This window comes from Phyllobacterium myrsinacearum (assembly GCF_002980555.1).
In the GTDB taxonomy this organism is placed as follows: domain Bacteria; phylum Pseudomonadota; class Alphaproteobacteria; order Rhizobiales; family Rhizobiaceae; genus Phyllobacterium; species Phyllobacterium myrsinacearum.
On record NZ_PVBT01000001.1, the window covers coordinates 116,935 to 139,990 of the forward strand.

The window sequence follows — 23,056 nt, forward strand, 5'->3', positions numbered from 1 at the left end:
CCATGGCCAGAATCGAACGTGTCGAATTGCGGATGGTCGACCTGCCGCCGAAAGTGCTGCGGACCGATGCCATCCAGAGCTTTGTTTCGCAGGAAACGCCGATTGTCACCATCACCGACAGCGATGGCGCTACCGGCACCGGCTACAGCTATACGATCGGCACCGGCGGCTCCTCGGTGATGCGGCTTTTGTCGGATCATCTGGTGCCGCGCCTGCTCGGCAGGGATGCGGACCAGATCGAGGCGATCTGGCGCGAGCTTGAATTTGCAACCCACGCGACAACCATTGGGGCGATCACCGCGATTGCGCTCGCCGCTATCGATATCGCTTTGTGGGATCTACGGGCGAAGAAGCAGAACCTGCCTTTGTGGAAACTGGCGGGCGGGGCAAAAGACCGCTGCCCGCTCTACACAACCGAAGGCGGCTGGCTGCACATTGAAAAACAGGCGCTGGTGGATGATGCCTTGCAGGCGAAAGCCAAGGGTTTCAAGGGTGCCAAGGTGAAGATCGGCCGTCCGCACGGCTCTGAAGACCTCGACCGGCTGTCGGCGGTGCGCGCTGCGGTGGGTGCGGGTTTCGAGATCATGACCGATGCCAATCAGGGTTTTACGCTGGATGAGGCCATCAGGCGCTCGCAGGTGCTGCGCGATATCGACCTCGCCTGGCTGGAAGAGCCGCTGCCGGCTGACGATATCGACGGCCATGTGCGCCTGTCCGCGGCGACGCAGACGCCGGTTGCCGTCGGCGAATCGCTCTATTCGATCCGGCATTTCCGCGAATATATGCAGAAGCGCGCCTGTTCCATCGTGCAGGTGGATGTGGGCCGTATCGGCGGGATCACACCCTGGCTGAAAGTGGCGCATACGGCGGAAAGTTTTGACATGCCGGTCTGCCCGCACTTCCTGATGGAGCTGCATGTCAGCCTCACCTGCGCGGTCCAGAACGGCAGGTATGTCGAATATATCCCGCAGCTGGATGATCTGACACAGACACAGATGCGTATCGAAGACGGCCATGCCATTGCGCCGTCCGAACCCGGCATCGGCATCGATTGGGACTGGGATGCGGTGAAGGCACGCAGCATTGATGAATTCACCACGGAAATCCGGAGCTAGGCTGATGCAGCGCATGGGCATGATGATCGGACTGAACGGTGACAGGGTGGCGGAATACAAGCGCCTGCACGCGGCCGTCTGGCCGGAAATCCTGGCGCTCATCTCAAGCTGCAATATCCGCAATTACACGATCTTTCTGCGCGAGCCGGAGAATATCCTGTTCGGCACGTGGGAATATCACGGCACGGATTTTGCGGCTGACATGGCCCGTATGGCTGCCGATCCCAAAAACAAGGAATGGTGGGCTGTCTGCATGCCGTGCCAGGTGCCGCTGGCAACGCGGGCGCCGGGCGAATGGTGGGCGATGATGGATGAAGTCTTCCATCTGGATTGAGGAATATAAATGAACAAGCCTCCTTTCACCCCCCTCTGGGCTGCCGCCCATCTCCCCCACAAGGGGGGAGATCAGCCTGCATTGCCGTCTTCGCAAAAATTGAAACATGTCCTGTTGTGCAAAAGTGTTCATGCCGATGTGATCTCCCCCCTTGTGGGGGAGATGTCCGGCAGGACAGAGGGGGGTATCTGAAGCGTGCAAACACCTGCAAAACCCTTCAATCCATCCACCCTGCAGCAGAGTTGGCCGCTTCCGGCGAAGCCGCGCCCCATCGTGACCTTCGGTGCGGGCAGCATCGTCGGCGATGCGCATTATCCGGCCTACCGGAAAGGCGGCTTTCCCATCGCCGGTCTGTTCGATCCCGATCAGGCGAAGGCGGCGAAAATCGCCGCTGAATGGAATGTGGCTGCCTATGCATCGCTGGCGGAAGCCACGGCCGTGGAAAATGCCATCTACGATCTGGCCACGCCGCCTGCACGCCATGCGGATGTGCTGAAAGCCCTGCCGGAGGGTTCCTTCGCCCTGATCCAGAAACCGATGGGCAGCGATCTTGCCCAGGCCACGGAAATTCTTAGGATCTGCCGGGAGCGCAACATCACCGCCGCCGTCAATTTCCAGCTGCGGTTCGCCCCGATGATGCTGGCGCTGAAAGATGCGATCGCACAGGGCTGGCTGGGCGAGGTCATCGATTTCGATGCCTGGCTGGCGCTGGACACGCCATGGTCGCTATGGCCGTTTCTCAACGGTCTGCCGCGTGTCGAGATCGCCATGCATTCGATCCACTACATCGATGTGATCCGCGCGATTCTCGGCAATCCGCTGGGCGTGCACGCGAAGACACTGGGGCACCCCGGCCATGCGGTGGCGCAGACACGCACGAGCGCCATTCTCGACTATGGCGATCGGGTGCGCTGCTCGCTGTCGATCAATCATGACCACAAATTCGGGCGCAGGTTTCAGGCCTGCGAGTTCCGCATCAGCGGCACCGAAGGCGCTGCCTATGTCAAGCTCGGGGTCAATCTCGACTATCCGCGCGGGGAGCCGGACGAATTGATGATCTATCCGAAGGGCGGCTCCGATTGGATCAATGTTCCGCTGCAGGGCGCATGGTTCCCCGATGCCTTTGTCGGACGCATGGCCAATCTGCAGCGCTTCGCCAGCGGCGAGGACACCGCGCTGGTCAGTTCGGTCGAAGACGCCTGGCATACCATGGCGCTGGTCGAGGCCGCCTATCAATCAAGTGCGGCGCCGGCAACGCCGCTGGCGCAAAAGCCGGAGGCGTGAATGTCGGAACAGGCCATCTATTTCGAGGATTATGCCATCGGCCACGTGCGCACCACGACGGGCCGCACGATCACCGAAACCGATTTCGTCGTGCATGCGGGTCACACCGGCGATTTCTTCCCGCACCATATGGATGTCGAATTTGCCAAGACCACGCCGTTCGGCCAGCGGGTTGCGCATGGGACAATGATCTTTTCCATCGGTGTCGGCCTCACCGCCAGCCTGATCAATCCGGTGGCGTTCTCCTACGGCTATGACCGCCTGCGTTTCGTGCGGCCTGTTTTTATCGGCGACACCATCCGCACGCGCGTGACCATCAGCGCCAAGGAAGACGATCCGAAACGCCCGGGAAGCGGGCGCGTGGTCGAGCGCTGCGAGGTTCTCAACCAACGCGATGAAGTCGTGCTCGCAGCCGACCATATCTTGATCGCCGAGCGCAGAACAAATTGATATGACGGGCACCTCAATGTGCCAAATGGAGGTTTGAAATGACAGGTAAGCTTGCAGGCAAGCGGGTTTTGATCACAGCGGCAGGGCAGGGCATCGGCCGCGCATCGGTGCTGGCTTTTGCGCGCGAAGGCGCAATCGTCCATGCCACTGACATCAACCAGCAATTGCTCGATGCGCTGCCGAAAGAGGCGGGGATCAAACCACGCAAGCTGGATGTGCTGAAAACCGAAGAGGTCAATCAGGTTGCCGGAGAGATCGGTCCGATTGACGTGCTCTTCAACTGTGCCGGTTTCGTGCATGGCGGCTCGATCCTTGAAATGCCCGATGCAGATCTGGATTTCGCCCTCGATCTCAATGTCCGGGCGATGATCCGGACGATCCGCGCCGTGCTGCCCGGCATGATCGAACGCGGCGATGGCGCGATCATCAACATGTCGTCGGTTGCCAGCAGCGTGAAGGGCGTACCGAACCGTTTCGCCTATGGAGTTACCAAGGCGGCGGTGCTCGGCCTGACCAAATCGGTGGCGGCCGAATACATCACGCAGGGCATCCGCTGCAACGCGATCTGCCCCGGCACGGTGGAAAGCCCGTCGCTGGAACAACGCATGCGGGCGGGCGGCGACTATGAGGCCGCACGCGCGGCTTTCATTGCCCGCCAGCCGATGGGCCGTCTTGGCCTGCCGGAGGAAATTGCCGACCTTGCCGTCTATCTCGCCGGTGCGACCTACACGACGGGGCAGGCCTACAACATCGATGGCGGCTGGACCGTCTAGGAGACTTTGCCAATCCACCCTGATGGGCATCTGATGCGATTTTCTGCGCTTCCGGTGCTCATGGACGAAAATGTCCACTGCGCTCCGGTTCTCGAAAACCGCACCAGCTTCCTCATCAGGATGAATTGTCAGAAGCCTCCTCCCATGCAATCGGAAGGAACAGACGATGAAATTTCTACGTTATGGCGAACCGGGACAGGAAAAGCCCGGCGTGCTGGATGCCAAGGGGCACATCCGCGATCTTTCAGGCGTGGTGAGCGATCTTGCCGGGGCCGTGCTCGACCCGGAAGCGCTGGCAAAATTGTCGGCGCTGGATTTAGAGAGCCTGCCTGCCGTTGGCGGCAATCCGCGCCTCGGCCCCTGCGTTGCCGGAACCGGAAAATTCATCTGCATCGGTCTGAATTATGCGGATCATGCGGCGGAATCCGGCATGGCCGTGCCGCCGGAGCCGGTCATTTTCATGAAAGCCACATCGGCCATATCAGGCCCGAATGACGACCTGGTCATTCCGCGCGGTTCGGAAAAGACCGACTGGGAAGTCGAGCTTGGCATCGTCATCGGCCGCACGGCAAAATATGTTGATGAAGCCGAGGCGCTGGATTACGTCGCCGGTTACTGCACCGTGCACGATGTCAGCGAGCGCGCCTTCCAGACGGAGCGGGCAGGGCAATGGACCAAGGGCAAATCCTGCGACACGTTCGGGCCGACAGGCCCGTGGCTGGTGACCAAGGACGAGGTGGCCGACCCGCAAAATCTTGGCATGTGGCTGAAGGTCAATGGCGAGACCATGCAGAACGGTTCCACGAAAACCATGGTCTACGGCGCTGCCTTCCTCGTCTCCTATCTCAGCCAGTTCATGTCGCTGCATCCCGGCGACATCATCTCGACCGGAACACCGCCCGGTGTCGGCATGGGCATGAAGCCGCCGCGCTACCTCAAGGCGGGCGACGTGATCGAGCTGGGCATTGACGGTCTTGGCACCCAGAAACAGGTGGCACGCGCCGACATTTGAGTTGGCGTCTGGCCCGCAACATCAATCAAGAGGCATATTGTGACCCGCATTACCGATCTTCGCGTCTTTGACGTCCGCTTTCCCACCTCGCAGAGCCTGGATGGATCGGACGCCATGAACCCGGACCCGGATTATTCCGCCGCCTATGTCATCCTCGATACGGACAACACGGCTTTGTCCGGGCATGGGCTGACCTTCACCATCGGCCGCGGCAATGAAATCTGCTGCCTGGCGATTGAAGCGATGAAGCATCTCGTCGTCGGGCTGGAACTGGACTGGGTGAAGGAAAATCCCGGCCGTTTCTGGCACTTCATCACCGGCGACAGCCAGTTGCGCTGGATCGGGCCGGACAAGGGCGCGATGCATCTGGCAACGGGCGCAGTGGTCAATGCGGTCTGGGACTTGCTTGCCAAGGAAGCGGGCAAGCCGGTCTGGCAGCTGGTTGGCGAAATGACGCCGGAAGAAATCGTCGATATCGTCGACTTCCGCTACCTCACTGACGTGCTGACGCGCGAGGACGCACTCGCCATCCTGCGCAAGGCGGAGAGCGGCAAGAAGGAACGGATCGCCACACTGCAGGCGGAAGGTTATCCCTGCTACACCACCTCGGCAGGCTGGCTCGGCTATTCCGATGAAAAGCTGCGCCGCCTCTGCCAGGAAGCGGTCGATGCCGGTTTCAATCACATCAAGATGAAGGTCGGCCGCGATCTTGAAGACGATATCCGCCGCCTGACCATTGCCCGCGAGGTGATCGGGCCGGACCGTATCCTGATGATCGATGCCAATCAGGTCTGGGAAGTGGGCGAGGCCATCGACTGGGTCAACAAGCTTGCCTTCGTCAAGCCGTTCTTCATCGAGGAGCCGACCAGCCCGGATGACGTGGCGGGCCACCGCAAGATCCGGCAGGCGATCAAGCCTGTGAAGGTCGCGACCGGCGAGATGTGCCAGAACCGCATCATGTTCAAGCAGTTCATTGCCGAAGGCGCCATCGATGTGGTGCAGATCGATTCGTGCCGGATGGGCGGCCTCAATGAAGTGCTGGCCGTGCTGCTGATTGCCGCCAAATATGAACTGCCCGTCTGGCCGCATGCGGGCGGTGTCGGCCTTTGCGAATATGTGCAGCATCTGTCGATGATCGATTACATCGCCGTGTCAGGCACGAAGGAGGGCCGGGTGATCGAATATGTCGATCATCTGCATGAGCATTTTGTCGATCCCTGCCACATCCGGGATGCCGCCTATATGCCGCCGTCGCTGCCGGGTTTCTCGATTGAAATGAAACAGGCGTCGATCGAGGAATATCTCTACCGGCCATAGCAAAATGGGCGGGGGCTTCATCTGCCTGACAAAGAGCTGTCCTATGGCGATTGCATTGTCGTCTCTCGTCACGGAGTTCCCATGCTCGATCTGATCAAGCCTTCGCTTGCCCGCTTTGCCGCCAGCCTGCACACGGAACCGCCAGTGCATCTCGGCAGGCGCTACAACAGTGCGGGCGTCTTTCAGCCGGAACCCGGCAATACGGTGGTCTGCCATCTGGTGAAGGGTTCTGAGTCGGAAGCCTCGGTCATTGCGGTGCGCGAACGGATGCTGGCAATGCCCGATGCCGGGCAGCTGGCCTTTACCCCCGTCTCCAGCCTGCACATGACGCTGTTTCAGGGGATTATAGAATATCGCCGCCGCCCGTCCTACTGGCCCGATGACGTTCCGCTGGAGACAAGCATCGACGAGATGACGCGGCTTTACGTGGATCGCCTGCAGGATTTCGAGGGCTGCGGACCGTTCAACGTCGAGGTGATCGACGTGACGCCCGCCGGCCTCACCGTGGCGGGAGCGAGCGAATATGACGAGCGCATCATGCGCGCCTGGCGCGACGAACTGGCCGTGCCGTTCGGTTACCGGCATCCTGATCACGACACCTATGTCTTCCATGTCACGCTGGCCTATCCCATCGCGCGTTTTCCCGATGAGAGGCTCGGGGCCTGGCAGGAACTTCTGGATGATTGCCTAGCATTCATCCGGCGTGAATCGCCGGTCATTGCACTCAATCCGCCGGCATTCTGCAGTTTCGCCGATATGAATCATTTCGAGGAACTGGTGGTTCTGGATTGAACCAGTGGCCGTTTGATCGCCAATCTGCGACATAGTGTACAGGCACCCTACGTGTCGTCTTACGTAAATGCGATGTCGTTTCCGCACCTATTCTTTTTGGGTGGCGGATGCTTTTATCGGGGCACTTGAGGTGCCGCTTTTCTAGGGAAGCGGAGAATTGGGAAGCCGGTCGGAAACCCGGCGCTGCCCCCGCAACGGTAGTGGAGTGAAACACGGCATAACAGCCACTGGGCCACAATCCGGGAAGGCGTCGTGACAGCCGATACGGCAACTCCAGAGCCCGGAAACCAGCCTCGGGACATGAAAACCGACTGATCGCGGTGGGCGATCAAGGAGCATGATTCTGCACGGGTATCGGCCGGTGGCCGGCCGCGCAGGCGTTCTTCCTCCGTCACCACCAGTCAGTTCTTTCGCAACATCGAGGCGAGGACACGACATGGATATACGCAACGAACTGCTCCGGGACCTGAGAAACCGGAAACCGGGCTACGGCCTTGAACAGGCCTTCTACTCCGATCCGGATTATTTCCGGCTGGACATGGAGAACATCTTTTATCGCGACTGGCTGTTCATCGGCCATGATTGCGAAGTCGCCAAGCCGGGCAATTTTTTCACGGTGCAGGTCGGCGACTATCCCGTTGTCATTGTGCGTGACCGCCAGGGCCAGATCCGGGCTTTCCACAATTCCTGCCGCCATCGCGGCTCGCGCGTCTGTTCGGCCGAGCGCGGTACGTCGGCAAAGCTCGTCTGCCCCTATCACCAGTGGACCTACGAGCTTGACGGGCGCCTGCTGTTCGCCCGCCAGATGGGCGATGATTTCGACGCCAGCCAGCACAGCTTGAAACCGGTGCCGTGCGAAAGCGTCGGCGGTTACATCTTCATCTGCCTGGCGCAGAATCCTGTCGATTTCAGCGCGGCGCGCGCACTGATCGAACCCTATCTCGCACCGCACCACCTCACCGAAACCAAGGTCGCCTTTCAGAGCACCATCGTCGAGAAGGGTAACTGGAAGCTGGTCTGGGAAAACAACCGCGAATGCTACCACTGCGTGGCCAATCATCCTGAACTGTGCAAGACCTTCCCGGAAGCGCCGAGCGTGAGCGGTGTCCAGGGCGCCGCCGACGATCCGGAAATCGCCGCCCATTGGCAGCGTTGCGAAGCGGCAGGCCTCCCAAGCGCGTTCCGCATGTCGGATGACGGCCAGTACCGCGCCACCCGCGTGCCGCTTCTGCGTGATGCGGAAAGCTATACGATGAGCGGGCGCCGCGCCGTCGGCCGTCAGCTCAGCAACAGCGTCAACGAGAAGCAGATCGGCTCGCTGCTGCTGTTCCACTATCCGACCACATGGAACCATGTGCTCGGCGACCATGCCATTTCCTTCCGCGTGCTGCCGCTCAGCCCGGATGAAACGCAGGTCACCACCAAATGGCTGGTGCACAAGGATGCGGTCGAGGGTGTGGACTACACCATCGAAGAACTGACGCATGTCTGGCTTGAGACCAATGACCAGGACCGCCGCATCGTTGAGGAAAACGCCTTCGGCATCCGCTCGCCCGCCTATGAGCCCGGACCCTATTCGCCCGAGCATGAAGGCGGCGTGCTGCAATTCCTCGAATGGTACTGCAGGTTCATGGAAGAGCGTCTTTCCGGCGGCGATACGCGGCTCAGCAAGGTAGCATAGGTACACAATGAACATGGGCGTTCCTCAGTCTTACCCGCACCTCGACCAGATGCAGCCGTGGAATGACCGGCTGCATCTGCTGGAGTGTCTGTCGATCATCGAGGAAGCGCCGAATGTGAAGACCTTCACATTCCGTTCCGACAATCAGAACTGGTTCCGCTACGAGCCGGGCCAGTTCATGACCTTCGAGCTGCCGGTGCAGCCCGAAGCCGTCCTGCGCACCTATACGCTGTCCTCCAGCCCGTCACGGCCCTTCACCATTGCCGTGACGGTCAAGGCGCAGGAGAACAGCATCGGCACCCGCTGGATGCTGGATCATCTGACCCCGGGCATGCGGCTGAAAGCCTTCGGTCCGCTCGGCGATTTCTCCATGCGCAGGCATCCGGGAGAAAAGTACCTGTTCATCTCGGCCGGGTCCGGCATCACGCCGATGATGTCGATGACCCGCTGGATGCATGATTGCGCCCCGCAGAGCGATATCAGCTTCGTCACCTGCGCCCGCCGGCCCAGCGACATCATCTTCCGGCGGGAACTCGAATACCTCACCGGCTGCATGCCCAACCTGAAACTGTCGTTTCTGATCAAGGAACACGAGATGGGGCAGGTGTGGACCGGCATTCGCGGGCGGCTGGAAGCGCCCAAGCTGCCGCTGCTGTCGCCCGATTTCAAGGACAGGACGATCTTCTGCTGCGGTCCGGAGGGTTTCATGCGCGATGTGCGCGACATGCTCGAAGCCGGCGGTTTCGACATGGCGCGGTATCATCAGGAAAGCTTCGGTCCGGCTGCAGAGCCGGTGCTGCCCGCATTTGACGTGATGTCCACCGACGCCGTGGAAGCATCGGCGACGATCACCTTTTCCATGTCGGGCATGGATGTGCCCTGCATGCCGGGGGATACGATCCTCAAGGCGGCGCGCGGCGCCGGTATCCGCATTGCGGCGGCCTGCGAATCCGGCCTGTGCGGCACGTGCAAGGTGATGAAACTGTCGGGGAAATCCGAAATGGATCACAATGGCGGTATTCTCGATGAAGAAATCGACGAGGGATTTGTGCTCGCCTGCTGCACCAAGCCCCTCGGCAATGTGGAGATCGAGGCCTGAGAGGCTGATCGCATGCTGGCACTTATCTCTCCCCTTGAGGGAGAGAACGGATTTTCTTGGATTTAGCCTCTTTGCTAAATCCTTAGAAAATCCAAGTGAGGGGATTAATCCGCCTCATCATACTTGCCCCCTCTCTTGCGATTTCTGGCACTTAGCAAGGGCTAAGTGCCAGAAATCGCTTTCTCCCCCGCAAGGGGGGAGATAGACAGGGCTCAATTCCCCTGCCTAAAACACCACGGTCTTGTGGCCGTTGAGCATGACGCGGGATTCAAGGTGCTTCTTGACGGCGCGGGCGAGCACCCGGCTCTCGATGTCGCGGCCGGTGGCAACGAAATCCTCCGCGCTCATGGCATGGCTGACCCGCTCGGTCTCCTGCTCGATGATCGGGCCCTCGTCGAGATCGGGCGTGACATAATGCGCCGTCGCCCCGATCAGCTTCACCCCGCGCTCGAACGCCTGGTGATAGGGCTTTGCCCCCTTGAAGCTCGGCAGGAAGGAGTGGTGGATGTTGATCACCTTGCCGAACAGCCGCTTGGACAGGGTGTCCGACAGCACCTGCATGTAGCGGGCGAGGATGACGAGATCGGCGCCGGTGTCCTTGACGATCTTCAGCAGCGCCTCCTCCTGCGCCGTCTTGTTGTCCTTGGACACGGGCAGCACATGGTAGGGGATGCCCTCATGCTCGGCAAAGCGGCGGCTGTCCTCGTGGTTGGAGACGATGGCGGCGACCTCGGCATCGAGCCAGCCGACCTTGATCTGGTAGATCAGGTGCAACAGCGCATGGTCGAACTTCGACACCATGATGACGATCTTCGGCTTCTTGGCCTGGTCGATGAGCGTGGTCTTCATGCCGAAGCGCTCGATGGCGGGCTTCAAGGCCCGCTCGACATCGTCCTTGGCGGTTTCTTCCGAGGCGGCAAAGGCAATGCGCATGAAGAAGCGGTTGGTCTGGCGGTCCCAGAACTGGTTGCTCTCGGCGATATTGGCATCCAGCCCCGCAAGCTCCGTCGTCACCGATGCCACGATCCCCGGCTTGTCTTCGCACGACAGGGTGAGGACGAAGCCGTGCGTATAGCCGGAGGACTGACGGGTAACGGGCGGGGTGGGGGACTGATGATCCATCGGTTCAAACTCCAGGAAGCTCTTTGAGAAAACGGTCCAGTTCGTCATGCGCAATTCCAACCACATGTTCGGCTGCCGGATAGTTTTTTGCGTGCACGTCTGCGACAAACTCGGAAAAGGCTGCGACCCTTTCCTGCTGCAGGCGGTCATATTCGGCGGAAAAGTTGCGGTAGGTTTTGGCATGGCGCGGATAGTGGCCGCGGTTCGATCCAAGAATATCCTCGGCGAAAAGATATTGGGCGTCGCAACCGGCGCCAGCGCCCATGGAGATCATGAACAGGGACGTCCGCCCGGAAATGGCCGTGGCAACCGCCACCGGCACCACCTCGATTTCGGCGGCAAAGGCCCCGGCCTCTTCCAATGCCTTGGTCTGGCGCCAGATATCGAGCGCGCTTTGCGCCGTCTTGCCGACAGCTTTGAAGCCGCCGGTCCAGGTCGCCTGTGACGGGATCAGACCGACATGGCCGCAGACCGGAATGCCTTCATCGCGCATGCGCCGGACGGTTGACAGGCTGGCGGCGCAATAGACCGCATCGCCGCCTGCGCGCAGCGCGGCAAAGGCAGCGCGCAGGTAATCCTCTGCCGTGACGAAATCGCCGTATTCAAGGCCGGGAATGGCAAAGCAGGATGGCGCCGCATCGCGGAAGGCGGGCGAGAGCAGCGCCGGCGGCACGGACAGCATATCGACCCGCGCCCTTTCGGCGGCTTCCGCCTCCTCAAGCGTTTCGACCCGCAGCATGGTCAGCTGGCGGCGGCCCTTCATTGCGAGAATGTCCGCCACCGTGGGGCGTTTGCTGGTCATGGTGTCTCCGTCCGTTTCAGGCTGCGAGCAGCGATTTGAGTTTGACGTCCGGGGCAGCAAGACCGGCCGGATCGGGACAGGCACTGCGGGCAATCAGCATTTCCGCCAGCCTCATATCCCGGGCGATGCTGTTGCCGCGACCAATGCCGCTCGCGGCAACGAGGCGCCCGTCCGCCGCGAGGTGGAACAGGATGAACGCGCTCTCATCGAGATCGCGGCGGATGGTTTGGCTCGCCTCGTCGGCAAGCCCGGCCACCTGCAATCCCAGCTCATATTGATCGGACCAGAACCACGGAACGGCGCGATGCGGTTCCAAAAGCCCAAGCATGTTGCGGGCGGCGAGCGTGCCCTGTTCCTGCGCATTGCGCCACGCTTCCAGCCGCACCCGCCGCCCGCCATAGAGGGCAAGTGGAAAGGCGCAGCAATCGCCCGCGGCAAAAATATCCGGGTCACTCGTCTGCAGATACGCATTGACGAGGATGCCATTGGCGGTTTCAAGCCCGGCTGCCTCGGCGAGGGCCGTTGCCGGTATTGCGCCGATGCCGATGACGGCGAGGTCCGCCTCAAGCTTTTCACCACCGGCAAGCGTCATGGTGACGCCGGTGTCCCGGTCGGTGATCGCTGCAATGGCAATGCCGTAGCGGATGAGGACACCTTCCTGCCGGTGACGTTCCGCGATGACCGCGGCGATTTCCTCGGATACGCCGCGCATCAGAATCCGCGCCTGGGTTTCAAGCACGGTCACTGCGGCGCCGCGCTGGCGCGCGCTGGCCGCCAGTTCAAGCCCGATAAAGCCGCCGCCGACAATGACAATGCGCGCGCCCGACTGCAGGCGCGCCCGGATGGCCAGCGCATCGTCATAGCTGCGCAGATAGGTGCAATGCCTGCTTTGCGCCGCCAGCGGCAGCGGGCGGGGTACGGCACCCGTCGCGAGCAGCAGCTTGTCATAGGCGAGGCGATCGCCACCTGCAAAGATGATTTCTTTGGCTTTCCGGTCTATTCCAATGGCGGCCGTGCCGCCAAGGAAGCGGATATCCTGCTCGGCGAACCGGTCATTCCCGGCGATGGTTCTGGCAAGGGGGTGTTCCGGCGACGTCATCACGTCCTTGGACAGGGGCGGACGTTCGTAGGGAAGGTGCTTTTCCGCACCGATCAGCGTGACCGGCCCGTCATAGCCGTTCTCGCGCAAGGCGAAGGCGGCGCGGGCACCGCATTCGCCGCCGCCGACGATGACCATACCGGCGGCCATCGTCAGGAAGCCAGCTGGATGAGGACCTTGCCGGCCTCGACTTTCACCGGATAGGTCTTCAGGTTGACGCAGACCGGCGCACCCTTGGCCTGGCCGGTCTTGTAGTTGAACCGGCCATTGTGCTTGGGGCACTCGATGATGTCGTCCATGACCAGCCCGTCAGCCAGATGGATATGTTCGTGGGTGCAAAGCCCGTCTGTTGCGAAGAATTCGTCATCGGGGCTGCGATAGATCGCAAACGTCCGGCCTTCATGATCGAAACGCATGACATCCTCCTCATCGATAGCATCGGCCGTGCAGGCTTCAATCCAGTCGCTCATGGTCTTTCCTCCCTTTGGCAAGAGCTGCGCAGGCCCTGCTCACTGGTCTTATTCGTAAGCCTGTTCTTACCAATTCTATTCCGCTGCGGCGCGGGCATCCTCGCCGTGGAATTCCTCGCGGTAGGGTTTCGCCGTCAGCGGCAATTCGCGCCTGAGGTAATAGTCTTCGTTGCGCAACTGGCGCAGAAAGGCGGGGATCATCTCGCGGTAGCCGTCGAGGATGGACGGATTGGGTGCGGGCAGGTCATGCCTGATCATGGCGTGCAGGCGCGGCAGCGCGTGGTAGGGCACCATGGGGAACATGTGATGCTCGACATGATAATTCATGTTCCAGTAGATGAAGCGGCTGACAGGGTTCATCAGCACCGTGCGGCTGTTGAGCCGGTGATCGATGACATTGTCGGCAAGCCCGCCATGCTGGAGCAAGCCGGTCAGGACATGGTGCCACGCGCCGTACAGACGGGGCAGGCCGACCAGCATCAGCGGCAGGAGCGAGCCGGTATAAACAGCAAGGGCGATGACAACGGCATAGATTGCGAGCCAGATGCGGGCGAAGCGCACGGCCTTGTGCTGCTCCTGCGCGGGAATGAAGCTCTTTTCCCCGGCGCTGACAAACCCGGCGGCATTGCGCAACATATCCGCAACCGCATGCCAGACATCGAGAATGCCGAAGACATTCAGGATGAGGCGGACGAGATCAGGCGGACGCATGACGGCAATCTCCGGATCGCGGCCAACAATGACCGTGTCGGTGTGGTGACGCGCATGGCTCCAGCGCCACGTCACCGGATTGCGCATGATCATGAAGCAGGCGATCTGATAGACCGCATCGTTCATCCAGCGGGTCTTGAAGGCGGTGCCGTGGCCGCATTCGTGCCAGCGCGAATCCGAGGCGGAGCCGTAGAGCACGCCATAGGCGAGAAAGACGGGGATGCACCAGACCGTGCCCCAAAGCAGAATGCCCAGCCCGGCAAGGACAACCATGCTGCCGAGCCAGATCGCCGTGTCGCGTATGGCAGGCCCGTCCTCGCGCTTCATCAGCTCCTTCATCGCCTTGCGCGGCACATCGGTGTGATACCATTCGGCGGCTGCCAACCCGGTCTCCACGGCGCGCTGTGAATCGCGGCCAACGAGGCTGTAATCGCGTGATGCCGGCAATGCTGCGTCCATGGCAGGACCTCCCAATCCTTCGGCACACACGGTTCAAACACCTGAGGCCGATGCGGGAAGTGTAGCGGCGGGGGAGGCCATGCTCAATTCGCGATGATGAAAACCTATCAATCTCCATCATTGAATGATACGGTTTCATGATAGAATCTATCATTCGAGGCGATATGGCCAACAGACCGACAATTGCCGATCTTGCCCGGGTTTCCGGGGTCAGCGTGGCGACGGTGGACCGCGTGCTCAACAACCGCCTGCCCGTGCGCGAGGAAACGGCGCGGCGCGTCTATGACGCCGCCAACAGCATCGGCTATCACGCGGCGGGGCTGATCCGCCAGCGCATGCGGCAGGAACTGCCGGAATACAGGCTTGGTTTTCTCCTGCAGAAATCTGGCCAGCATTTCTACCAGGATTTCGCCCGGGAAATCGATCAGGCGGTGCATGCGGCGCCGCATTTCCGCGGCGTGCCCGTTGTCGATTTCTGTCCGTCGCTGGCACCGGAGGATATCATCGTCAAGCTGCGGTCTCTGGCCGGGCGCACGCAGTCGGTCGCACTCGTCGCGCCCGATCATCCGTCGATCACCGCCGTGATCGAAGACCTGAAGGCGAGGGGCATTGCCGTTTTCTCCCTGTTGTCCGATTTTGCCGCCGGTGTGCGCGAGGGCTATGTCGGCCTGAACAACCGCAAGGCGGGGCGCACGGCGGCATGGATGATCGCCAAAACGGCGCGCCGTCCGGGCAAGGTGGCGATCTTTGTCGGCAGTCACCGGTTTCAGGGGCATGAGCTGCGGGAAATCGGCTTCCGCTCGTTTTTCCGCGAAGAAGCGCCCGAGTTTACCGTGCTTGATACGCTGATCAATCTGGAGACACGGCAGATCACGCACGAGGCGATGCTCAACCTTCTGAAACACCATCCGGATCTGGCGGGGTGTTATGTCGCCGGCGGCGGCATGGAAGGGGCGATCGCAGCCCTGCGCGAGAGCATTCTGCCGGAACCGCCGGTGATGATCTGCAATGAAATCACGCCGGAATCGCGCGCGGCGCTGGCCGATAAGGTCGTCACGATGGCCATTGCCACCCCGCTGCCGCGTCTCTGCCGCGAACTGGTGGAGCTGATGGGCCATGTCATCGAAACCGGCGCAGCCAACACGCCGGGGCAAACCTTTCTGCCCTTCGATATTTATCTGCCTGAAAACATCTGACGGGACGAATCTATCAGAAATGATAGTTTCTGCAGCGTTGGGGTGATTGACTGGCGGCTGAATGGAACAGATGTTTCGCGCGGCGCTGGCATTGTGCTGGCATTTCATTCCTTGGAGGTTTTCCGATGAGCGCGACGCGTTCCGCACCGGTTTTTGCAATCAATCATATGGTCACACCGGCATTGCGGCCGCAGGCATTTTTCGAACTGGCGCGCGCCATCGGTGTGCGGGACGTGGAAATCCGCAATGATCTTACCGGCAACGCCATCATCGACGGAACGCCTGCGGCGGATATTGGCGCGCAGGCGGCGGCAGCCGGGGTGAAGATCGCGACGATCAATGCGTTGCAGCGCTTCAATGAATGGACGCCCGAGCGCGAAAAGGAAGCCATTGAACTCGCCGATTATGCGAGGGATGCGGGAGCGGCGGCTCTCGTTCTGGTGCCGGTCAATGACGGGACCGGCCAGGAGGATGGTGCGCGGCAGGCCAATCTGCGTGCGGCGCTGACAGCGCTCAAGCCGATCCTGACGGCGCGGGGGCTTTTTGGATTTGTCGAACCGCTCGGCTTCGAAATCTGTTCATTGCGCTCAAAACGCGAAGCGGTGGAGGCCATCGAAGCGGTTGGCGGGGAGGACACGTTCCGCATCGTCCATGATACGTTTCATCACCATCTCGCCGGGGAACCGGCGCTCTTTCCGCAATGGACCGGGCTGGTGCACATCTCTGGTGTCACCGATGCCGCTGTCTCGTTAAGCGACATGCGCGATTCGCATCGTGTCCTCGTCGATGGGCAGGATCGCCTCGGCAATACAGCGCAGATCCGGGCCTTGCTTGCCGGTGGTTATGCCGGTGTGTTTTCGTTTGAACCCTTCGCCGAGGAAGTGCAGCAGCACGACGATCCGGCAGGGGCTTTGTCGCAGAGTATTGCGCTGATCAAATCCCAGCTGGCCTGACAGATCGAATGGTTCCAGACACCGGCGGCCGGGAGAAATCCCGTCTGCCGGTGATTTGTTGTTTCCTGTCTCCAGCTGCGATTCTGCCGGACGATGGGAATATCGTATGCGCACCAAACGGATGCACAGCAGTGCAGTTTGTGCCCGCTCTATTCGTGGCGATGCCGTTGTGGCTTGATCGGCGGGAAACTTCCGCATACGGGCCGCTTTTGTGATCCCCGCGGTTGGAATCTTGCTTGACGCCCTCTTGAGAAAATGGAATAAATATTTCAGAAACTGGATGCGACGGTTTTTATATTCCGTATGACAAGTCCAGAAAAGTTTGCGCGGCGTTTCGCGCACTCTAGGGGCAGAGGCATCGCTGGCAGCAGGGGTTGCATGGCCACGATGCCGATGTTTGCGGAGCTTCCGGATCAGGACGGTGTGGCCGGGCACCATGTGGAGGAGACGAAATGAAAAAACTGATATTGAGCGTGGCTGTTGCAGCCTTGATGAGCACGTCGGCATTGGCCGCCAATATTGGCGTGTCGATGGCGCAGTTCGACGACAACTTCCTGACGGTCCTGCGCAATGGCATGCAGGACTATGCCAAGACGCTGGATGGCGTGAAGCTGCAGGTGGAAGACGCGCAGAACGACGTTGCCAAGCAGCAGAGCCAGATCCAGAACTTTATCGCCTCGAAGGTCGATGCCATCATCGTCAACGCGGTGGATACGGACGCGACAGCCGCCATGTCGAAGCTGGCGACGGCTGCGGGCATTCCGCTGGTCTATGTCAACCGTGAACCGGTCAACGTCAACGAACTGCCGGCAAAACAGGCCTTTGTTGCATCCAACGAAGTCGAGTCCGGCACGCTGGAAACCAAGGAAGTCTGCAAGCTTCTGAAGGGCAAGGGCAAAATCGTCGTCATGATGGGTGAATTGTCCAACCAGGCAGCACGCCAGCGGACGAAGGACATTCATGACGTGATCGCCACGGATGAATGCAAGGGCCTTACCATCGTCGAGGAGCAGACCGCCAACTGGTCGCGCACCCAGGGTGCCGACCTCATGACGAACTGGCTCTCCGCCGGTCTGGAATTCGATGCCGTCATTTCCAACAATGACGAAATGGCCATCGGCGCGATCCAGGCCCTCAAGGCTGCCGGACGCAAGATGGATACGGTTGTCGTGGCCGGCGTTGACGCCACACAGGATGCGCTTGCTGCCATGGCCGCCGGTGATCTCGACGTGACCGTGTTCCAGAATGCCGCCGGTCAGGGCAAGGGTGCGGTCGATGCCGCTCTGAAGCTGTCGAAGGGCGAAAAGGTTGAGACCAAGGTCTATATTCCTTTCGAGTTGGTGACGCCGGACAATCTGTCGAAGTACCAGTCCAAGAACTAAGGCGCCGCGCCTTGCACCGGACCGCGCTTTTGGGCGCGTTCCGGCCTTTGCTCAATGTCTCGGGAGGAGACGACTATGGCAGTCAGCCCAACAACGATGGCTGCGGTTCGCGCCAGTGGTGCGGTGCCGAAGGCCGAATATCTCTTGAATGTTGAAGGTATCCGCAAGGAGTTTCCCGGCGTCCTGGCGCTGGACGATGTGTCGTTTCGCCTGAAGCGCGGGACAGTGCATGCGCTGATGGGCGAAAACGGTGCCGGCAAATCCACGCTGATGAAGATCCTGGCTGGAATATATGTTCCAGATCAGGGCGAGGTTTTCCTGAAGGGGCTGCCGATCCGGCTGAAATCGCCGCTCGATGCGCTGGAAAACGGCATTGCCATGATCCATCAGGAGCTGAACCTGATGCCTTTCATGACGGTGGCCGAGAATATCTGGATCCGGCGCGAGCCGAAAAACATGTTCGGCTTTGTCGATCACGGCAAGATGTTTGCAATGACGGCCGAGCTGTTCAAGCGGCTGAACATCGCGCTTGATCCGGAAGCGCAGGTGCGGGATCTCAGCGTCGCCAACCGGCAGATGGTGGAGATCGCCAAGGCGGTCTCCTACGAATCCGATGTGCTGATCATGGATGAGCCGACCTCGGCGCTGACCGAGCGCGAGGTGGCGCATCTGTTCGAGATCATCCGCAGCCTGCGCAGCCAGGGCATCGGCATCGTCTACATCACCCACAAGATGAACGAGCTGTTCGAGATCGCCGACGAATTCTCCGTTTTCCGCGATGGCCGTTATATCGGCACGCATGCATCCACCGACGTGACGCGCGACGACATCATCAAGATGATGGTCGGGCGCGAGATCACCCAGATGTTCCCGAAGGAGACAGTGCCGATCGGCGAGGTCGTGCTCTCGGTGAAAGACCTTGCGCTGAAGAATGTGTTCAGCGGTGTTTCCTTCGATGTGCGGGCGGGCGAAATTCTCGGTATTGCCGGGCTGGTCGGGTCGGGACGTTCCAATGTTGCCGAAACCATATTCGGCGTGACACCCGCCACGACGGGTTCGATTGCCGTCAACGGCAAGCCGGTTGCCATCGCTTCGCCGAACCAGGCGATCCAGCATGGCATGGCCTTCATCACGGAAGACCGCAAGGAAACCGGCTGCCTGCTCATTCTCGACGTTCTGGAGAACATGCAGATCGCCGTGCTGCAGGACCGGTTCGTCACATTCGGCTTTGTTTCGGAAAAGGGTATTGCCGCGGCCTGCAAGGTGATGAGCGACAAGCTGCGGGTGAAGACGCCCAATCTGCAGGAGCGGGTCGAAAATCTTTCCGGCGGCAACCAGCAGAAGGTGCTGATCGGCCGCTGGCTTTTGACCAATCCGAAAATTCTCATTCTCGATGAACCGACGCGCGGCATCGATGTTGGCGCCAAGGCGGAAATCCACCGCCTCGTTTCCGAACTCGCCAAGCAGGGCGTTGCCGTCATCATGATCTCGTCGGAAATGCCCGAGGTTCTCGGCATGAGCGACCGCATCATGGTGATGCATGAGGGCCGCGTCACCGGTTTCCTGGATCGGGAAGAGGCAACCCAGGTAAAAGTCATGGAGCTGGCTTCCAAGTGAAGCCGCTGCCGGACGGGGAGGAACAACAATGACAAGCGAACAAGCAACCGCGAAGGCAGCCGCACCGGCGATCTCGAAGCAGGGGCGGCGGCTGCCGCCCGAGGTCAGCATCCTCCTGGTCCTGATCGGCATCGCCCTGATCTATGAAGTGCTCGGCTGGATTTTCGTCGGGCAGAGCTTTCTGATGAACCAGCAGCGCCTGACCATCATCATCCTGCAGGTATCGGTCATCGGCATTATCGCCGTCGGCGTGACGCAGGTCATCATCACAGGCGGCATCGATCTGTCATCGGGCTCCGTCGTCGGCATGACGGCGATGATCGCCGCGAGTTTCGCGCAGGCCTCGACCTGGGCGAGGCCCGTTTATCCCGGCCTGACGGACCTGCCTTTCATCGTTCCATTGGCCATCGGTCTCGGAATCGGCCTGCTTGCCGGTATCGTCAATGGCGCGCTGATCGCGCAGACCAAGATTCCGCCGTTCATCGCGACGCTTGGCATGATGGTGTCGGCGCGCGGCGTTGCCAAATGGTACACCAAGGGCTCGCCGGTTTCGGGGCTCACCGACCAGTTCAATTTCATCGGCACAGGCATCTGGCCGGTGGTGGTGTTCCTGGTCGTGGCCTTCATTTTCCACATCGCGCTGCGGTACACGCGCTACGGCAAATTCACCTATGCCATCGGCGCCAATGTGCAGGCGGCGCGCGTCTCCGGCATCAATGTCGAACGGCACCTGATCAAGGTCTATGCCATCGCCGGCGTGCTGGCCGGTCTTGCGGGTATCGTCACCGCGGCGCGTGCCCAGACGGCGCAGTCGGGCATGGGCGTGACCTATGAGCTGGATGCGATTGCGGCTGCCGTCATCGGCGGGACGTCGCTGACTGGCGGCGTCGGGCGCATCACCGGCACGGTGATCGGCGCCATCATTCTCGGTGTGATGATTTCCGGGTTCACCTTCCTGCGGGTCGATGCCTATTACCAGGAAATCATTAAGGGCGTGATTATCGTTGCGGCGGTCGTCGTGGACGTCTATCGCCAGAAGAAGAGAAAAGTCTGAAACCAATCTGTAATGCCCGGAACCCATCCGGGCTTCTTTCCAAGAGGTAATGAAATGACTGTACGCTTTGGCCTGCTCGGTGCGGGCCGTATCGGCAAGGTTCACGCAAAGGCCGTGATGTCCAACCCGCAGGCGAAACTTGTAGCGGTGGCAGACGCGTTCGAACAGGCGGCAAAGGACCTTGCGGGCGCCTATGGCTGCGACATCCGCACCATCGATGAGATCGAAAAGGCCGGGGATATCGATGCGGTCATCATCTGCACGCCAACTGATACACATGCGGATCTGATCGAGCGCTTTGCCCGCGCCGGCAAGGCGATTTTTTGCGAAAAGCCGATTGATCTCAATGTGAAGCGCGTCGAGGAATGCCTTGCCGTCGTCGATGAAACCAAGGCCGCCCTGATGGTCGGTTTCAACCGCCGCTTCGATCCGCATTTTGCCGCCGTGCGCAAAGCGATCGACGATGGCGCCATCGGTACGGTGGAAATGGTGACCATTACCTCGCGTGATCCGGGTGCGCCGCCCGCCGACTACATCACCCGTTCCGGTGGTATTTTCCGCGACATGACGATCCATGATTTCGACATGGCGCGCTTCCTGCTGGGCGAGGACCCGGTGGCCGTGACCGCTCATGCTTCGGTTCTGGTGGACAAGAAGATCGGTGAGCTCGGCGATTATGACAGTGTCAGCGTCATTCTCTCGACCGCCTCCGGCAAGCAGTGCGTCATCTCCAATTCGCGCCGCGCCACCTATGGCTATGACCAGCGCATCGAAGTGCATGGCTCCAAGGGCATGGTGGCGGCGGAGAACCAGCGTCCGGTGTCAATCGAAGTCGCCAATGGCAATGGTTATACCCGTCCGCCGCTGCATGATTTCTTCATGACCCGCTACACGGAAGCCTATGCCAACGAGATCGCAGCTTTCATCGATGCGATTGCGACCGGCGCCAAGGCCGCGCCGAGCGGCAAGGATGGCCTGATCGCCCTGGCGCTGGCTGATGCTGCCCTGCGGTCGGTCAAGGAAGGCAAGACGATCAATCTCTAAGTTTCAATGAAAAACGCCCTGCCGGTGCGGCCACCGGCAGGGCGGTTCTATGCAGGGTGAAGAGGGAAATCCCCTCTCACCGCACGTCCACCCAGCGCTGTTCATTGAATGACCGGGCCATGGCGTGCACGGTGCGCTCGATCTCCAGACCATCCTCAAACCCGATCAGATGCGCCGTCTCACCATTGATGCGCTTGATCAGTTCATGGCATTCGATGATCTTGAGGTCGTTGAAGCCGAGACCGTGGCCGGGAGCCGGGATGAAGCGGCCATAGGGATCGTGATGCGGCGCGGTCAGGATCGTGCGGTAGCCCTGTTCCGTCGGCCTGTCCGCCGTGACGTAGAGCTGGAATTCATTGGCGCGTTCCTGATCGAACAGGATCGAGCCTTTCGAGCCGAAAATCTGCAGGGCAATGCGTCCCTTGCGGCCCCAGGCGGAACGGTTGACCTGCAGTGTACCGGCCACGCCGTTTTCCATATGCAGCAGCACGCTGGCACTGTCATAGGTTTCAACCGCTTTCATGCCGCCGTCCTGCGTCCTGCGCTCGGCATAGGGTTTTGACATGTCGCACATGACCCGGCTGACCCGGCCGAACAGCGCCCAGAGCAGCGACAGGGGATGCACGGCAAAGTCGTCGAGCGCGCCATAGCCTGATGTCGCAGCATGCTTCCAGTAGAACAGCGCGTCGGGATCGGCCATGAAATCCTCATCCATCTCGATGCGCAGATGATTGACGTCGCCGATGATCTTTTCCGCCAGCAGCTGGCGGATATGGCGGATGGCCGGACCCTGGATGTAATTATAACCGAGCGCCGCAACCTTGCCGGACTGTTTCGCCGCAGCGGTCATGGCCTTGGCGTCGTCGAATGCCGGGGCCATGGGCTTTTCGCACCAGACATGTTTGCCGGCCTGAAGCGCGGCCAGCGCCATCTCGGGGTGAAACTGGTTGGGCGTGGTGATGGAGACGATGTCGACATCGGGATCGCTGATGACGGCGCGCCAGTCGCCCGACGCCTTGGCAAAGCCGAACTCGGCGGCGCGCTGGCTGGCAAGCGCGGCATTGGCTTCGCCCAGATGCACGAGACGGACCGGAGGCACATCGCCGAAAACCGCACGGACGGAATTCCAGGCCAGGGCATGGCATTTGCCCATGAAACCGGTTCCGATCAGCCCTACACCCAGTGCGCGCGCATTCTCCTGACCCGACATGTCTTCACTCCCACGACATTTGAGGATGTCTGCATCTCTTGCAGATGTTGATTGAAGTAATCTATAACGGATGAAAATGG

General features: G+C 60.6%; 22 protein-coding genes and 1 riboswitch. Of the genes, 16 read left to right on the forward strand and 6 right to left on the reverse strand.

The window, feature by feature from the left end; translation table 11 throughout:
* Window positions 1-2 precede the first annotated feature (2 nt).
* The 10 genes from C5750_RS00545 to C5750_RS00595 all read left to right on the forward strand — a co-directional run bounded on the left by C5750_RS00545 (window position 3) and on the right by C5750_RS00595 (window position 9,857).
* Window positions 3-1,115: a mandelate racemase/muconate lactonizing enzyme family protein gene (locus tag C5750_RS00545; protein WP_105731926.1), complete on the forward strand. Its 1,113-nt coding sequence runs from the start codon at window positions 3-5 to the stop codon at window positions 1,113-1,115.
* Between the two features lie 4 nt (window positions 1,116-1,119).
* On the forward strand, window positions 1,120-1,449 hold the full coding sequence (locus C5750_RS00550) for an L-rhamnose mutarotase (RefSeq protein WP_105731927.1): 330 nt from the start codon (window positions 1,120-1,122) through the stop codon (window positions 1,447-1,449).
* Window positions 1,450-1,644: 195 nt separating this feature from the next.
* The gene (locus C5750_RS00560) at window positions 1,645-2,733 is read left to right on the forward strand and encodes a Gfo/Idh/MocA family protein (protein WP_105731928.1); all 1,089 of its coding nucleotides are present in this window, start codon (window positions 1,645-1,647) and stop codon (window positions 2,731-2,733) included.
* Window positions 2,734-3,183, forward strand: a complete 450-nt coding sequence (locus C5750_RS00565) for a MaoC family dehydratase (RefSeq protein ID WP_105731929.1) — start codon at window positions 2,734-2,736, stop codon at window positions 3,181-3,183. It abuts the gene before it with no gap.
* 38 nt (window positions 3,184-3,221) lie between these two features.
* Window positions 3,222-3,956 carry an SDR family oxidoreductase gene (locus C5750_RS00570; protein WP_105731930.1) on the forward strand — a complete coding sequence of 245 codons (735 nt, stop codon included), beginning with the start codon at window positions 3,222-3,224 and terminating at the stop codon, window positions 3,954-3,956.
* Window positions 3,957-4,122: 166 nt separating this feature from the next.
* Entirely contained in the window at window positions 4,123-4,968 is an 846-nt protein-coding gene (locus C5750_RS00575) for a fumarylacetoacetate hydrolase family protein (protein WP_105731931.1), read from the forward strand.
* Between the two features lie 39 nt (window positions 4,969-5,007).
* Window positions 5,008-6,285 carry an L-fuconate dehydratase gene (locus tag C5750_RS00580; protein WP_105731932.1) on the forward strand — a complete coding sequence of 426 codons (1,278 nt, stop codon included), beginning with the start codon at window positions 5,008-5,010 and terminating at the stop codon, window positions 6,283-6,285.
* A gap of 81 nt (window positions 6,286-6,366) precedes the next feature.
* The gene (locus C5750_RS00585; RefSeq protein ID WP_105731933.1) at window positions 6,367-7,077 is read left to right on the forward strand and encodes a DUF1868 domain-containing protein; all 711 of its coding nucleotides are present in this window, start codon (window positions 6,367-6,369) and stop codon (window positions 7,075-7,077) included.
* 111 nt (window positions 7,078-7,188) lie between these two features.
* Window positions 7,189-7,387: riboswitch (cobalamin riboswitch) on the forward strand.
* A 126-nt stretch (window positions 7,388-7,513) separates the two neighbouring features.
* On the forward strand, window positions 7,514-8,758 hold the full coding sequence (locus C5750_RS00590; protein WP_105731934.1) for an aromatic ring-hydroxylating oxygenase subunit alpha: 1,245 nt from the start codon (window positions 7,514-7,516) through the stop codon (window positions 8,756-8,758).
* 7 nt (window positions 8,759-8,765) lie between these two features.
* A complete protein-coding gene (locus C5750_RS00595; protein WP_162800216.1) occupies window positions 8,766-9,857 on the forward strand; it encodes an FAD-binding oxidoreductase in 1,092 nt (363 codons plus the stop codon).
* Window positions 9,858-10,082: 225 nt separating this feature from the next.
* On the opposite strand, the gene purU is transcribed toward C5750_RS00595, so the two are convergent.
* From purU to C5750_RS00620, 5 genes are all read right to left on the reverse strand, one after another.
* Window positions 10,083-10,979: a formyltetrahydrofolate deformylase gene (gene purU, locus C5750_RS00600; RefSeq protein ID WP_105731935.1), complete on the reverse strand. Its 897-nt coding sequence runs from the start codon at window positions 10,977-10,979 to the stop codon at window positions 10,083-10,085.
* A gap of 4 nt (window positions 10,980-10,983) precedes the next feature.
* Window positions 10,984-11,781: a 3-methyl-2-oxobutanoate hydroxymethyltransferase gene (locus tag C5750_RS00605; RefSeq protein WP_105731936.1), complete on the reverse strand. Its 798-nt coding sequence runs from the start codon at window positions 11,779-11,781 to the stop codon at window positions 10,984-10,986.
* A gap of 16 nt (window positions 11,782-11,797) precedes the next feature.
* Entirely contained in the window at window positions 11,798-13,030 is a 1,233-nt protein-coding gene (locus tag C5750_RS00610) for an NAD(P)/FAD-dependent oxidoreductase (RefSeq protein ID WP_105731937.1), read from the reverse strand.
* A 2-nt stretch (window positions 13,031-13,032) separates the two neighbouring features.
* Entirely contained in the window at window positions 13,033-13,350 is a 318-nt protein-coding gene (locus C5750_RS00615) for a MocE family 2Fe-2S type ferredoxin (protein ID WP_105731938.1), read from the reverse strand.
* A gap of 75 nt (window positions 13,351-13,425) precedes the next feature.
* On the reverse strand, window positions 13,426-14,520 hold the full coding sequence (locus C5750_RS00620) for a fatty acid desaturase family protein (protein WP_105731939.1): 1,095 nt from the start codon (window positions 14,518-14,520) through the stop codon (window positions 13,426-13,428).
* A gap of 164 nt (window positions 14,521-14,684) precedes the next feature.
* Between C5750_RS00620 and C5750_RS00625 the strand changes: the two genes are divergently transcribed.
* The 6 genes from C5750_RS00625 (at window position 14,685) to iolG (ending at window position 21,766) form a co-directional block, all read left to right on the forward strand.
* A complete protein-coding gene (locus tag C5750_RS00625) occupies window positions 14,685-15,716 on the forward strand; it encodes a LacI family DNA-binding transcriptional regulator (RefSeq protein ID WP_105731940.1) in 1,032 nt (343 codons plus the stop codon).
* A gap of 125 nt (window positions 15,717-15,841) precedes the next feature.
* Window positions 15,842-16,669, forward strand: a complete 828-nt coding sequence (locus tag C5750_RS00630; protein WP_105731941.1) for a TIM barrel protein — start codon at window positions 15,842-15,844, stop codon at window positions 16,667-16,669.
* Window positions 16,670-17,121: 452 nt separating this feature from the next.
* Window positions 17,122-18,051 (forward strand): sugar ABC transporter substrate-binding protein, encoded by a 930-nt coding sequence (locus C5750_RS00635; RefSeq protein ID WP_105731942.1) that lies wholly within the window; start codon window positions 17,122-17,124, stop codon window positions 18,049-18,051.
* 75 nt (window positions 18,052-18,126) lie between these two features.
* Window positions 18,127-19,668, forward strand: a complete 1,542-nt coding sequence (locus C5750_RS00640) for a sugar ABC transporter ATP-binding protein (protein ID WP_105731943.1) — start codon at window positions 18,127-18,129, stop codon at window positions 19,666-19,668.
* Window positions 19,669-19,696: 28 nt separating this feature from the next.
* Window positions 19,697-20,722, forward strand: a complete 1,026-nt coding sequence (locus C5750_RS00645) for an ABC transporter permease (RefSeq protein ID WP_105731944.1) — start codon at window positions 19,697-19,699, stop codon at window positions 20,720-20,722.
* Between the two features lie 54 nt (window positions 20,723-20,776).
* On the forward strand, window positions 20,777-21,766 hold the full coding sequence (gene iolG / locus C5750_RS00650) for an inositol 2-dehydrogenase (protein ID WP_105731945.1): 990 nt from the start codon (window positions 20,777-20,779) through the stop codon (window positions 21,764-21,766).
* A 76-nt stretch (window positions 21,767-21,842) separates the two neighbouring features.
* Here iolG and C5750_RS00655 read toward each other — a convergent pair whose 3' ends face one another.
* A complete protein-coding gene (locus C5750_RS00655; RefSeq protein WP_105731946.1) occupies window positions 21,843-22,976 on the reverse strand; it encodes a Gfo/Idh/MocA family protein in 1,134 nt (377 codons plus the stop codon).
* Window positions 22,977-23,056: the final 80 nt, after the last annotated feature.

Coding starts and splice junctions, on each gene's coding strand:
- C5750_RS00615 (WP_105731938.1), bottom strand. CDS start 13,350: ATGAGCGACTGGATTGAAGCCTGCACGGCCGATGCTATCGATGAGGAG.
- C5750_RS00595 (WP_162800216.1), top strand. CDS start 8,766: ATGAACATGGGCGTTCCTCAGTCTTACCCGCACCTCGACCAGATGCAG.
- C5750_RS00630 (WP_105731941.1), top strand. CDS start 15,842: ATGAGCGCGACGCGTTCCGCACCGGTTTTTGCAATCAATCATATGGTC.
- C5750_RS00565 (WP_105731929.1), top strand. CDS start 2,734: ATGTCGGAACAGGCCATCTATTTCGAGGATTATGCCATCGGCCACGTG.
- C5750_RS00575 (WP_105731931.1), top strand. CDS start 4,123: ATGAAATTTCTACGTTATGGCGAACCGGGACAGGAAAAGCCCGGCGTG.
- C5750_RS00585 (WP_105731933.1), top strand. CDS start 6,367: ATGCTCGATCTGATCAAGCCTTCGCTTGCCCGCTTTGCCGCCAGCCTG.
- C5750_RS00640 (WP_105731943.1), top strand. CDS start 18,127: ATGGCAGTCAGCCCAACAACGATGGCTGCGGTTCGCGCCAGTGGTGCG.
- iolG (WP_105731945.1), top strand. CDS start 20,777: ATGACTGTACGCTTTGGCCTGCTCGGTGCGGGCCGTATCGGCAAGGTT.
- C5750_RS00590 (WP_105731934.1), top strand. CDS start 7,514: ATGGATATACGCAACGAACTGCTCCGGGACCTGAGAAACCGGAAACCG.
- C5750_RS00645 (WP_105731944.1), top strand. CDS start 19,697: ATGACAAGCGAACAAGCAACCGCGAAGGCAGCCGCACCGGCGATCTCG.
- C5750_RS00610 (WP_105731937.1), bottom strand. CDS start 13,030: ATGGCCGCCGGTATGGTCATCGTCGGCGGCGGCGAATGCGGTGCCCGC.
- C5750_RS00605 (WP_105731936.1), bottom strand. CDS start 11,781: ATGACCAGCAAACGCCCCACGGTGGCGGACATTCTCGCAATGAAGGGC.
- C5750_RS00635 (WP_105731942.1), top strand. CDS start 17,122: ATGAAAAAACTGATATTGAGCGTGGCTGTTGCAGCCTTGATGAGCACG.
- C5750_RS00570 (WP_105731930.1), top strand. CDS start 3,222: ATGACAGGTAAGCTTGCAGGCAAGCGGGTTTTGATCACAGCGGCAGGG.
- C5750_RS00545 (WP_105731926.1), top strand. CDS start 3: ATGGCCAGAATCGAACGTGTCGAATTGCGGATGGTCGACCTGCCGCCG.
- C5750_RS00550 (WP_105731927.1), top strand. CDS start 1,120: ATGCAGCGCATGGGCATGATGATCGGACTGAACGGTGACAGGGTGGCG.
- C5750_RS00655 (WP_105731946.1), bottom strand. CDS start 22,976: ATGTCGGGTCAGGAGAATGCGCGCGCACTGGGTGTAGGGCTGATCGGA.
- C5750_RS00625 (WP_105731940.1), top strand. CDS start 14,685: ATGGCCAACAGACCGACAATTGCCGATCTTGCCCGGGTTTCCGGGGTC.
- C5750_RS00620 (WP_105731939.1), bottom strand. CDS start 14,520: ATGGACGCAGCATTGCCGGCATCACGCGATTACAGCCTCGTTGGCCGC.
- purU (WP_105731935.1), bottom strand. CDS start 10,979: ATGGATCATCAGTCCCCCACCCCGCCCGTTACCCGTCAGTCCTCCGGC.